The sequence below is a fragment of the Streptomyces sp. NH27 genome (assembly GCF_056859195.1).
Map to the genome: position 1 here is coordinate 1 of NZ_JACEGK010000015.1, position 12,219 is coordinate 12,219.

Genomic DNA, 12,219 nt, shown 5'->3' on the forward strand with positions numbered 1-12,219 from the left:
GCTGATGGCGGTGGCGAAGATGTGCAGCTCCGGGTTGCTCGGCAGCGTCACGTACTGCACGTGCTTCCCGCTGGTGAGCGGCACGGACGCCGCGTACAGGCTGACCTTGTGGTCGGCGGGGTTGGTGCTGCCCGCCGGCCGGTTCCAGTGCGGGGCGGTGACGACCAGCGTGCAACCGTCGCCCGCGGCGTTGCTGTACCAGTCGGAGACGTTCAGGGTCGACGTGGAGGTGGTGCCGTCGGTGTAGGTGACGGTGACCTTGCCGGTCTGGCTGCCGTTGGTGCCGACGGTCAGGAACGACAGCGCCGAGCCGGTGCCGGACTGGCTGACGAGCTGGCCGCCGGTGGTGACCGCGTCGGCCTGGCCGGCCGGCACGTCGGGCCAGGTGAACGTCGCGTCGCCGGAGGTCACTTGGCCGCCGGGCGTGATACCGACGGACGCCAGCGCCTGCGCGGAGAAGCTGTAGCCCTTCCCGTCGAGGTTGCCGGGGGTCTGGTCGGCGTCGTCGGTGACGCCCACCGTGTCACGGGCCGCGGCGAGGTCGGCGTAGGCGATCTGGACGGTCGCCTTGCCGGTGCCCGGCGGCAGGCCGTGGGAACCGCTGTAGGCGGTGGTTGCGGCGAGCGTGGCCGCACCGCCCTTGGCCCCTGCCGGCACCCGCACCTGCCAGGTGGTGGTGGCCGACGCACCGGCGGGCACCTTGCGGAAGGTGGCGGCGGTGACCGCCTTCTTCGTCCAACCGGCCGGCACGGTCAGCCGGGTGGCGGCCTGGCTCACTCCTTGCGTCGAGTCGTTGGTGAACGTGGTCCGCACCGACAGCGTGCTGCCGCCGCTCGCGGTGGCCGACGCGGCGACCTTGGTGAAGCGCGGGCCGGAGTTCCTGGTGACCTGGAAGGTGCCCGACAGCGGCAGGGCTTGAGAGGAGTCGCCGGCCTGCACGGTGTACTTGCCGGTGGCCAGCTCCCACGCCTGCGCGTCGGTGCTCCAGTACGACGCGTCCTGCGCGCTGATCTCGAAGCTCACCCGCTTGCTCTGGTGCGGCTTGAGGTCCACCTTCTGGAACCCCTTGAGCTGGCGGGCCGGTTCACCGGTCGAGGACGGGTCGGTCAGGTAGAGCTGCGCGACCTCGGCGCCCTCGCGGCTGCCGGTGTTGGTCACCTCCACGCTGGCCGGCACGGTGCCCCTCTCGCTGAGCGTGCGGCCCACCCGCAGGTTCGAGAAGCCGAACGACGTGTAGGACAGGCCGTAGCCGAACGGGAAGAGCGGCGTCAGCTTGTTCGTGTCGTACCACCGGTAGCCGACGTTCAGGCCCTCGGAGTAGTCCACCGTGCCGTCCACGCCCGGGAACTGCGCCGCGGTCGAGGCCGGCACCTGGTCCAGCGACGTGGGGAAGGTGACCGGCAGCTTGCCCGACGGGTTCACGTCGCCGAACAGCAGCGACGCGATCGCGCTGCCGGCCTGCTGGCCCGGATACCACGCCTCCAGCACGCCCTTGACCTGGTCCAGCCAGGGCATGGTCACGGCCGAGCCGGTGTTCAGCACGACCACGGTGTTCGGATTGACCGCCGCCACCGCGGAGATCAGCTTGTTCTGGTCGGCGGGCAGGTCGATGTTCTTCAGATCGCTGCCCTCGCTCTCGAAGTCGTTGGCGTAGACGACCGCCACGTCGGACCTGGCCGCGAGCGCGACCGCCTGGTCCAGCGGGGTGTCCGCACCCGGCGGCGTCCAGCCCAACTCGGCGACGGCGTCGCCGCCGGACTGGTAGTAGTCCATCTCGACCTGCACCGGCTTGCCCGCGGTCAGGTCCACCTGCGCGGTCTGCGTGGTGCTGCCCTGGTCCCGCCAGTTGTCGATGAGCTGCTTGCCGTCGAGGAACAGCCGGCTGCCGTCGTCACTGGTGATCCCGAACGTGTACGTGCCGGTGGTCGGCGGGGTGATCGTGCCGGTCCACCTGGCGGAGAACGAGCTGCCCGACACGCCGTCGGCCGGCGCCTGGCCGTTCCAGCCGAAGTCGACCTGCGGGTCGGTCCGGGTCGCCGCCGGGTCGCCGGCCAGCGTGGTGTTGGTGTAGTAGTCGCCCTGCAGGCCGTGCCCGGTGCCCGACGGCGGCGTCAGGTACGAGCCGTCGATGGCCGGCAGCTCACCGCCGGGGCCGTTGCTGCCCTGGGCGTAGGAAACGGTGGTCCCGGCGCCGGCGCGCGCCTTGATCCCGTCGTACGGGGTGATGGTGCCGGTGCCGCCGACGGACGCGCTGCCGCCGCCCGCGGTCATGGTGTCCACGCCGGCGCCGTCGCCGACCACCGCGATCGACTTCACCGTGCCGGACTTCAGCGGCAGCACGTTGCCGGAGTTCTTCAGCAGTACGGTGCCGGCCTCGGCGGCCTTCTTCGCGGTGTCGAGGTGCGCGGCCGTGGACGCGTCGGCGTCCGGGGTGTCCTTGGACGGGTGCTCGAACAGCCCGAAGCGGAACTCCTCGCGCAGGATGCGGGTGACCATGTCGTCCAGCCGGCTCTGCGCCACCTGGCCGTTTTGCACGGCGGTCTTGAGCGCGGCGCCGAAGTACGAGTCGTCCGGCATCTGCATGTCCATACCGGCGTTGGCCGAGGCGACCGTGCTGTGCGTGCCGCCCCAGTCGGAGGTGATGAACCCCTGGAAGCCGAAGTCGTCCTTGAGGATCGAGTCCAGGTAGGGGCTCGCGCACGCGTCGGTGCCGTTGACCGTGGAGTACGAGCACATCGCCGACGCCGGGTTCGACTGGGCCACCACCGCGCCGAACGCACTGGTGTAGATCTCCCGGACGGTGCGGTCGTCGATGATAACGTTGTCGGACGGCGTGTTCCTGTTGGTCTCCTGGTTGTACACCGCCCAGTGCTTGACCTGGGCCATCACGCCTTGCCCCTGGATGCCGTCGATGTCCGCGGCGCCCATCCGGCCGGTCAGGTACGGGTCTTCGCTGTACGACTCGAACGCCCGGCCCCAGCGCGGGTCGCGGACGATGTTGATCGTCGGGCCGAGGTCGACGTCGACCCCCTTGGCCTTGTCCTCGGCGCCGATCACCGAGCCGTAGGACTTCGCCACCGACGGGTCGAACGACGCGGCCACGTCGGCTGCGGCCGGCAACTGCGTGGTGCTGTTCAGCCGTACGCCGGTCGGGCCGTCCTGCATCTTCAGCGCGGGGATGCACAGCCGGCTGTCGGCGGGGACCAGGCCCGTGTACGGGCCCGCGGCCGTGCCGTGCACCATCGCGATCTTGTCGTCGAGGCTCATCTTCGAAAGGACCTGCGCCGTGCGGGTGTTCACCGGCGCGGTCGAACCCACCCACGGGCAGGCCGGGTTCGGGCCGTCGGTGCCGGCCGCCGCGGCCGGGGCGACCCCGGTGGGGGACAGCGCGAGTCCGGCGGCCAGGGCTGCCACGGCGGTCGCCACGGCAGCGGCCCGCTGCCGGCGGGACGTTCTGAATCGTTTCAAAACGGCTCCTCTGTTTGCCCGGGGTGACGAGTGGGACCGGCCCGGGAAGTTGGCGTGCGGATGGAGGCTATGCGCGCCCAACTCGACTTTCAAGAGGAAGTGTTGGGTCATAATTAAGCCGTTCGACGGCGGAATCGGGGCTGGGGTGGCGGCATGACAGATTCGACGGGGCCCGTCTCGGCGCGCCGGATGCGCACGCGGGAACTGATCCTCGGGGCCCTTGCGGAGTACGACACGGTCAGCCGCGCGGAGTTGAGCCGGCTGACCGGGCTGTCCCGCAGCGCGGTCGGCGCGGGCGTGGCCGCGCTGCTCGCGGAGGGGCTGGCCACCGAGGACGCCGGGCCGCCGGCCGCCGCCGGCCGTGGCCGGCGGGCCGGGCTGGTGAGCCTGCGGCCGGCCGCGGGCGTCGCGGTCGGCATCGACTTCGGGCACGCGCACATCACGGCCGCGGTGGCCACCGCGGCCGGGGAGATCCTCGCCGAGTGCACCGCCGAACTCGACGTGGACGGGCGGCCCAACGACGCGCTCGACTCCGCGGCCGGCCTGGTCCACGAAGCCCTGGCGGCCGCCGGGCAGCGGCTGGATCCGGTGCTGGGCATCGCCGCGGGCATCCCCGGGCCGCTCGACGTACGCACCCAGGTGGTCCGGGCGCCCACGATCCTGTCCGACTGGGTGGGCCTGGACCCCGCCGACGAACTCGGCCGCAGGCTCGGGCACCCGGTCGTCGTGGGCAACGACGCGGACATGGGCGCGCGCGGGGAGCGGGCCTTCGGCGCGGGGCGGGGACTCGACGACTTCCTCTACATCAAGGCGTCGCACGGCATCGGCGCCGGCATCGTGCTGGCCGGCCGCACCTACCGGGGATCGACGGGCATCGCGGGCGAGATCGGCCACACCCAGTTGCCGGGCGCGACGAGTTGGTGCCGGTGCGGCAGCCGCGGCTGCCTGGAGACGGTCGTGTCCATCACCGAGGTACGGCGCCAGCTCACGCACGTGCTCAAGACCGGCGCGGGCGACGCCTCGACGGTGCTCCCGCCGCTGGCCGAGCTGGCCTCCAACTCGGCGGCGGCCCGGGTCGTCACCGATGCCGGGCGCACCATCGGCCGGGTGCTGGCCGACCTGGTCAACTGCCTCAACCCCGCGGCGATCGTGCTCGGCGGCGAACTGGGCACCGCGGGGGCGCCCTTGGTAGCCGGTGTCCGCGAGTCCGTCGACCGCTACGCCCAGCCCGCCAGCGCCCAGGCGGTCAGCGTCCGCAGCGGTCTGCTCGGCCAACGCGCGGAGCTGCTGGGCGCGATGGCCACGGCGGCGGCCCTGCGCCCGGGAGCGGCGACGGGCTGAGCGGCGAAGGGTGGCGCCGTGCCCGCGACGGGAGCGCGCCGGGTCCGCGACAAGGCTGAGCGGCGGCGGGGGCCGCCGTGCCCGCGACGGGAGCGCCGACCGGCGGGACCGCCCCCCGAACCCTCGCCGACGTCTTCGGCCGCGCCCCGGGCAGGACCGGTGCCGGGTCAATCCACCTGGTCGCGCTGCTGGTATGCCGCGACGGCGACCACCAGGTCCTGCCAGCCCATCCCGGTGATCTTGACGACGGTGGGACGGTCGGCGGGCAGGACCGCATTGCCTGAGAGCAGGTCGGCCATCGTGACCAGCGTGCGCGGGTCGAGCGCGTCCTCCGCGACCGCTTGGATCACGTCGCCGGCCTCATGCAGCGCGCTCGCCCGGCTGTCGACGACGACCGTGGCGCGTGCCATGAGCGTGCTGTCGAGTTCCCGCACCGTCGGCTCGTGGGAGCCGACGGCCAGTACGAGCGCCGTGTCACGGACGAGAGTCCCGTCGAGGACCGGCGTGCGGGCCGAGGTCGCGGTGACGACGACGTCCGCGGTACGGACGTGATCGGCCACGGCCGCGTCGTCCGCGGCCAGATGGCGGTCCGCCCAGGCCGCGGGCGCACTGCCGCGGCGGGTGACCGCCGTGACGTCGGCGACCGGAGCGTGGGCCCGGATCGTCCGGACGTGCCACTCGGCCTGCGGTCCCGCGCCGAAGACCACGAGCCGCAGCCCGTCCGTGGCGCTCTCCGTGCTGCTCTCCGCAGCGCTCTCCGCAGCGCTCTCCGCAATGCTCGCCGCGAGCTCGCGCAGCCGGTCGAGGCCGGCGGCGACCGAGACCGCCGGGGTGCGCAGCGTCGTCAGGGCGACGCCGTCGAGGATCGCGGTGGTCCGCAGGGTCCGGCTGTCGTGCAGCAGGTAGGTCGCGTTGATGCGGTCCAGGCCGAGGGCGGCGTTGCCCGGGGCGACGGTCGCGACCTTCACCCCGAACCAGCCGTCGGCCTCCGACGGCATGAACAGCGCCTGCCCGTTGGCCAGCGGCATGATGACCCGCGGCACGTCGCCGTCCGGGTCGAGGCCCGCGGCCAGCGCGTCGCGGAGGGCCCGGACGGCGGCGACCGGGCCGAGCGCGAAGACCTGTTCGGCGTCGAGGATCTCGGTCATCGCAGCACGAACCCGGGCAGCAGGGTGTCGCGGGGATCCACGGTGAACCGGCATGTGCCGATCGCGTGCGCGGTGCCCGTCACCGCCGTGACGACCGCCGGGATTCCGTGGACCGAGGTCTGCTCCGTGATCCGGGCCCGGAACACCGAGCCCACCACGGACTCGTGCCGCAACTCGTCGCCCGGGCGCAGCTGTTCGGCACTCGCGAGCACCGCGACCCTGGCCGATGTGCCGGAACCGCACGGGGACCGGTCGACCTGGCCGTCCGCGAACACCGTGATGTTGCGCTGCCGCACCAGCCGGCTGCCGTCGGGCCGTAGCTCGGTGGGTCCGGTCTCCTCGGTGAAGATCGTCCCGTAGATCCCGGACAGCCGGGGATCGAGGGGGTGCTCGGCGGCGCGCTCGGCGTTCAGCGCGTCGCGGATCTCCCGTCCGACGGCGATGAGTTCGGTGACGTCCTGCGGCCGGACGCGCAGGCCGACGGACTCGGCCGGCAGCACCGCGTACATCGCGCCGCCGTCGGCGATGTCGACGGTGACCTTCCCGCGGGAGGTCGGCACGTCGACGCCGTGTGCGTGGACGTAGGCGGGCACGTTGGTGAAAGTGGCGTCCTGGACCTGGCCGCCTGCGGTCCGGACGCTCGCCGTGACGCGCCCGGAGGGTACGTCGATCACGACGTCGGTCATGCCGTCGGCGGGTGCCGGGACCCGGCCCGAGGCGACCGCCCACGAGCCCAGGGCGATCGTGCCGTGCCCGCACGCGGTGGAGAACCCGTCGTTGTGCCAGAAGAGGACACCCAGGTGGGCGCCGGCGTCGTCGGGCGGGACGAGGAAGCCGCCGTACATGTCCGCGTGGCCGCGCGGCTCGGCGCACAGCAGCGCCCGCACCCACTGCGTCTCCTCGCTCCGCATCGCGGCGACCCGGCGTTCGGCGACGGTCGGTCCGTGACCTGTCACCGCTTCCGGGCTGTCCACGACGATCCGGAACGGCTCGCCGCCGGTGTGCCAGTCGATCGTCTCGATCATCTCGATCGGCGGCTGTGTCCTCGTCATCGGCAACTCGCTCCTGTCAGGCGTCGGCGAACTGTGCGCGGGTGTTATGGGTCGACCGGGGACAGTGCTGGGTCCCCGAGCATTGCCCACGACTTCACCTCAGTGCAATGTTACATACCGCTGTCCGGCTCTCCGGACAACTTCCTCTGCGTTCCCCCCACTGGAGATGCGATGCACTGTCGATCACTCCTGCCCAGAATCCTGGCCACGAGCCTGGCAGCCGGAGGACTCGTCGCCGGCCTCATGACCACCCAGGCGACGGCGGCACCCAGCACGGCGTGGCGGAGTTCGTCACCGGCCGCGACGTCACCCGCCGCGACCGCGCGGGCCGCCGAACAGAACGTATCGAAAGCCAAGCCGACCGGAGCCGACACCGGTCAGGACTCCCAACTCCCCGCCACGCAGGCCAAGCCGCTGCCCGCGAAGCTGCGCGGGGCGCCGACCGCCCTGGCAGCGACCAAGCCGACCAAGCAGCCCAAGCCGCCCCGGTCGGGACACGCGGCGCTCAACTCGCCCGGTGCCACCCGCCCCGCCGCCGTCACGTCGTGCACCACCGGCGACTTCGCGGGCCGGTCCGGCGGCGACCTCGTGTCGTACATCAAGACGGTGGACTGGGCCACCTGCATCAACCCGCTGTTCAGCCTGACCGGTTCGGACGCGCACGCGGTGTTCGACGAGTCGCAGATGCTCGCGGTGGCGAACGGCGTCGCCGGTGCGGCCGGCTCCTACACCGGCGACGACTCCGGCGGCCTGGACGAGCTGATGTACTTCATGCGCGCCGGCTACTACGTGCAGTACGGCGACCCCTCGGACGTCGGCACGTACGACTCCGCACTGCGCGGCGCCATCGAGAACGGGTTCAACACGCTGTTCGCGAGCAGCCACGCGAACGACGTCAGCGCGGGCAACGGCGCCGTGCTGGAGCAGGCGTTCGTCCTCACCGACAGCGCGCAGGTGCAGGCCGACTACCTGGACGTCTACGCCCGGTACCTCAACGCCTACAACAGCACTTCGTGGGACGCGATCCCGGAGATGGACCAGGCGCTGAACGCGATATACACCCCGCTGTGGCGCGGCCCGTCGTTCCAGGATTTCGCCACCGCGATCACCGCGGACCCCAGCATCGCCGACACGCTGTACAACTTCACCCTCGACCACCGCGACCTGCTCGGCGGGGACGACGACGCCCTCGACTCGAACGCGGGCAACGACCTGGCCAACTTCATCCAGATCCCGGCGCTGGTGAGCAAGATCCGCCCGCTCGTGAAGGGGCTGCTGGACGGTTCGTCCATCACCGGCGCCACCGCCAACCTGTGGGTGCACGTCGCCTACCGGGCCGGCACCGCGGACCCGGACCAGTGCTCCTACTACGGCGTCTGCGACCTGACCCAGCAGCTCACCGCGGCCTCGCTGCCGATCGACTACGCCTGCGGCGACTTCACCATCATGGCGCAGGCGCTCACGGCCACCGAACAATCCGACGTCTGCACGAGTTTGGCGAACGAGGTCCCCTTCTACCGCAACCTCGTCAAGGACAACGGCCCTATCCCCGGTGAGTACTTCACGTTGAAGATGGTCATCTACGGGAGCAGGACCGACTACATGACCTACTCGTGGGCGATCTTCGGCAACGACACCGACAACGGCGGCGAGACACTGACCGGCACGCCGACCGACCCGGACAACGTCGCCTACTCCATCCTCTACCAGTGGCCGACCGACAACGGCTTCACGGCCAACGCCTGGAACCTCAACCACGAGTTCGCGCACGTCCTGCAGTCCATCTACGACATGAAGGGCGACTTCGGCACCCAGATCACGGTGCCGGACGTGTGGTGGATCGAGGGCCAGGCGGAGTACGTCTCCTACGCGTACCGCGGCGTGACCGACGACGACGCGATCACCGAGGCGGCCAAGCACACGTACAAGCTCAGCCAGTTGTGGCAGAACACCTACACCGTCGACGACGAGACCCGCACCTACCCGTGGGGCTACCTGGCCGTCCGGTACATGACCGAGAAGCACCCGGACGACATCCAGGCCATGCTGGCGAAGATGCGCACCGGGGACTACGCGGGTGCCTACGCCGTCTACGCCACGAACATCGGCACCCGTTACGACGCCGACTTCGACGCCTGGCTCACTACCCTGGCCGGCGGCGGCAACAGCGGCGGCGGCCCGGCGACGGCCTGCGGTGACCCCAACACCCAGGCGATGGGCCAGAACTGCTACCGCTCCGACCAGTCCGCGGTCGCCGGGGACACCGACAGCCTGTGGATCTACCTGCCGGCCGGCACCACCACCTTGAAGGTCACCACCAGCGGCGGCAGCGGCAACGCCGACCTCTACTACGACCCGACGACATGGGCCGGCCCGTCCACCTTCACCGAAGACTCCACCAACTCCGGTACCACCGAGAGCATCACCGTCACCAACACCGAGGCGGGCTACCGGTACATCAGCCTCTACGCGGTCACCGACTTCAGCGGGGTCACCGTCACCACCTCGTACTGACACCGCCGTTGAGCGAACGCTCGGCTGGCAGCGATGTTGACCGGCTGACCGGCTGACCGGCTGACCGGCTGACTGAACTGACTGAACTGACTGAACTGACCCGAGGCCGCGGCCCGGTCGACTCCGGTCGACGTGCCGCGGCCCCGGCATGCGCTGCGGCTTGCGCTGCGGCTTGCGCGGACACCCTACGTACGCGGGGTCCGGTAGTGGCGGGCGGCCCACGCCTGGAAGTGCGGTGCCTGGGAGATGAGTTGCTCGTAGGCGGCCAGGGCCGCGCCGAAGAGCGTCTGCGCGACCTCGTCGGACACGCGCTCGCGATGCCACACCAGCACGTAGCGGCACCAAATGGGCGTGCCGGCAAGGGGCTTGACGACCACACCCGGAATCGGCCGGCACGTCGCCTGGACGACGGAGATGCCCAGCCCGTCCGCGATCATCCGCTGCAACTGGTCCCGGTCGCCGAGGAATTCGTGCACCGTGGGCGGAGTGAAGCCGGCCGCCTCGAAGGCGTCGTAGCAGACACCGGGCCAGCCCGCACCGTCGTCAGGCGTCAGGAACCAGGCGTCCCCGGCCAGATCGATCAGCGGCACGTCAAGTTGCCCGCGCACCGGATGCGCGGCGGGCAGGGCCACGAAGCTGGGCTCGGTGACGATCCCACGGCGCGCCACGGCCGCCGAGTGCCCCAACTCGCGTCCCGGATAGTCGACCGCGACCGCGACGTCCAACTTGTCGTCCTCAAGCAGCCCGACGATCTCGGCCGAGGAGTACACGCTGCTCACCTGCGCGGTCAGCGCCGGCAGGACGGTGCGCGCCCGCTGCAACAGGCCCGGCAGGATCGGTGTGTTCGTCGCGGCCAGCCGCAGCACCTGATCGGCCCCGTGCCGGCCGGCGGTGGACCGCCGCCCGATCGCGTCGGCCAGCGCCACCACCTCGCGCGCCTGCACCACCACCTCGACCCCGAAGCGCGTCGGTGTCACCCCCGAACTGCCCCTGACGAACAGGTCCTCGCCCATCAGCCGCTCGATGCGCTTCAGTTGGTTGCTGACCGCGGGCTGCGAGCACCCCAGGACCGCCGCCGTCCTGCCGAGGCTCATCGTGTCGGCGATCGTGCACAGCATCCGCAGGTGTCGGAGTTCGAGTTCCATCAGCACCCGTCTTTGGTCTGCCAGGAGTGCGCCAATTTTACGGCCGGTCTCGGTTCCGGGAGGTTCTGCTGCGGGCCGCGAGTAGGCGTCGGGGACTTCAACTCCGGCTGTCGAGGCGCCGGGCCGGCGAACGGACGCCACGGCGCCCCCGGGACGACGGCGGGCATCCCTCGGACTTCGGCAACGGCGTATTGATCAGGATTCCCGGTGGCAGCGGGCCCTCGCCGACCACGTCACGGCATCCGGGCGGCCCGCCGAGCCGGCCGATCAGCTCGCGCTCCTCGCCGAGGGTTCGAGCGGGACGCAGGCAGGGGATGTTGCTGGTGTCAACGGTGGTCCCTGCGCGGACCGCGTGGCCGATGGCGCCGCTCATGTGTTTGTGCGCGTCGAGTGTGTTCGTCACCGCCCTGGCGACGATTCATCAGATTGTGCGAACTCCCGGTTGGCACATGGTCGGGCCGGATTGCTGTCCATACGCTCATCTGTGTCGCCCGGTAGAGGGCGGCGCTCGTCGCGTGCTGCACGCGCGCCCCGTTCGTCCCGGCTGTAGTGCGCTTGTAGTGCGCTGTTCGGAACGCGCGTCGGCTGTTCAGTTTGGAGTGGACATGGCGTCTTTGGGTCGTAAGACCGTCACGGTGATGGCAGCGGCTTTGGTATCACTGGGTGTGGGGAGCGGCGCCATCGCGTCGGCGGCGACCCCGCCGGCCGCGCCGTGCAGCGGCGCGGAATGCCCCAGCCTCCAGCCGGTCAACATCGCTGCCAGCCAGGGCTCGTTGAACGTCACGCAGATGCAGCTGGAAAACATCAGCGCGATCGTCGTCGACGCCGTCTCGGGAGAGCCCGTTCGCGGCGTGCAGGTGCAGTTCTACAGTGCCGGCGGCCGACTGCTGGGGGCGGCCTACACGAACTACAGCGGCGTTGCCGCGATCTCCGCGTCGGAGAACCTCGGGCCCGGGACGGCCCAGGAGTTGCTGGCAGGCTACGACGCCGTGCTGCTCGGCGACGGCGTCCACACACCGGCCAGCGCGCATGGGGCGATCACCGTCGGGGACGATTTCGTTCCCCTGGGCAGCCTTCTCTTCAGCGACCGCGGGCTCAAGCAGGATGTCGTTCCGGTCGACTGGAGCCGATAGGGGTGCGCATCTTCCGCCGCCGCGCCCTGGCGGCTGATCACGGTGCCCCGGCCCGTGGTTCGGCCGGCGCGCGAGAGAGCGGCGCCGTGGCCCCGGTCGGCGCGATCAACGGCTATACGGTCCTGACGACCGTGGCCGAGCTGCCCGTCAGCACCTGGCGCTACCTGTGGGAACCCGAAGACGTGCGCCACCTCGGTCCGATGGCCCAGGACTGGCACGCCGCCTTCGGCTTCAACCGCGACGACACCACCATCCCCGTCGTCGACGGTCTTGGCGTCTCCCTGGTGTGCATCCAGGCCCTCAACCGCCGTATCGACGAACTGACCGCCGAAGTCGACCGCCTCCGCGACAGCGCCGAAGGCCCGCCACAGGACGGTAGCGGTCTACTACTGCCGTAACAGTGGGAGCAAGATCAACG

The 12,219-nt window shown here is 71.1% G+C and carries 9 protein-coding genes; 4 read left to right on the forward strand and 5 right to left on the reverse strand.

The annotated features are described in order from the left end of the window. Window positions 1-3,468: glycoside hydrolase family 3 C-terminal domain-containing protein (locus tag AC13HU_RS02785; protein WP_483040090.1), on the reverse strand; the 3,468-nt coding region annotated here is incomplete at its 3' end. A 153-nt stretch (window positions 3,469-3,621) separates the two neighbouring features. Between AC13HU_RS02785 and AC13HU_RS02790 the strand changes: the two genes are divergently transcribed. Further along, entirely contained in the window at window positions 3,622-4,809 is a 1,188-nt protein-coding gene (locus tag AC13HU_RS02790; RefSeq protein WP_483040091.1) for an ROK family transcriptional regulator, read from the forward strand. 167 nt (window positions 4,810-4,976) lie between these two features. On the opposite strand, the gene AC13HU_RS02795 is transcribed toward AC13HU_RS02790, so the two are convergent. Together AC13HU_RS02795 and AC13HU_RS02800 are read right to left on the reverse strand one after the other, a co-directional pair. Next, on the reverse strand, window positions 4,977-5,957 hold the full coding sequence (locus tag AC13HU_RS02795) for an ornithine cyclodeaminase family protein (protein ID WP_483040092.1): 981 nt from the start codon (window positions 5,955-5,957) through the stop codon (window positions 4,977-4,979). Then, on the reverse strand, window positions 5,954-7,009 hold the full coding sequence (locus AC13HU_RS02800) for a proline racemase family protein (RefSeq protein ID WP_483040093.1): 1,056 nt from the start codon (window positions 7,007-7,009) through the stop codon (window positions 5,954-5,956). Before AC13HU_RS02800 ends, AC13HU_RS02795 begins: the two co-directional genes overlap by 4 nt. Window positions 7,010-7,252: 243 nt before the next feature. Here AC13HU_RS02800 and AC13HU_RS02805 point away from each other — a divergent pair, with 243 nt between their 5' ends. Then, window positions 7,253-9,523 carry a M9 family metallopeptidase gene (locus tag AC13HU_RS02805; protein ID WP_483040094.1) on the forward strand — a complete coding sequence of 757 codons (2,271 nt, stop codon included), beginning with the start codon at window positions 7,253-7,255 and terminating at the stop codon, window positions 9,521-9,523. Window positions 9,524-9,708: 185 nt separating this feature from the next. Here the strand turns inward: AC13HU_RS02805 and AC13HU_RS02810 are convergent, their stop codons facing one another. Together AC13HU_RS02810 and AC13HU_RS02815 are read right to left on the reverse strand one after the other, a co-directional pair. Next, window positions 9,709-10,668 (reverse strand): LysR family transcriptional regulator, encoded by a 960-nt coding sequence (locus tag AC13HU_RS02810; protein ID WP_483040095.1) that lies wholly within the window; start codon window positions 10,666-10,668, stop codon window positions 9,709-9,711. Window positions 10,669-10,765: 97 nt separating this feature from the next. After that, complete coding sequence (locus AC13HU_RS02815; protein ID WP_483040096.1) at window positions 10,766-11,071, reverse strand: hypothetical protein; 306 nt, start codon at window positions 11,069-11,071, stop codon at window positions 10,766-10,768. 202 nt (window positions 11,072-11,273) lie between these two features. Here AC13HU_RS02815 and AC13HU_RS02820 point away from each other — a divergent pair, with 202 nt between their 5' ends. Then, window positions 11,274-11,801 carry a hypothetical protein gene (locus tag AC13HU_RS02820; RefSeq protein WP_483040097.1) on the forward strand — a complete coding sequence of 176 codons (528 nt, stop codon included), beginning with the start codon at window positions 11,274-11,276 and terminating at the stop codon, window positions 11,799-11,801. A gap of 2 nt (window positions 11,802-11,803) precedes the next feature. Then, window positions 11,804-12,199, forward strand: coding sequence for a tail fiber domain-containing protein (locus AC13HU_RS02825; RefSeq protein WP_483040098.1), 396 nt, complete (start codon window positions 11,804-11,806; stop codon window positions 12,197-12,199). Window positions 12,200-12,219: the final 20 nt, after the last annotated feature.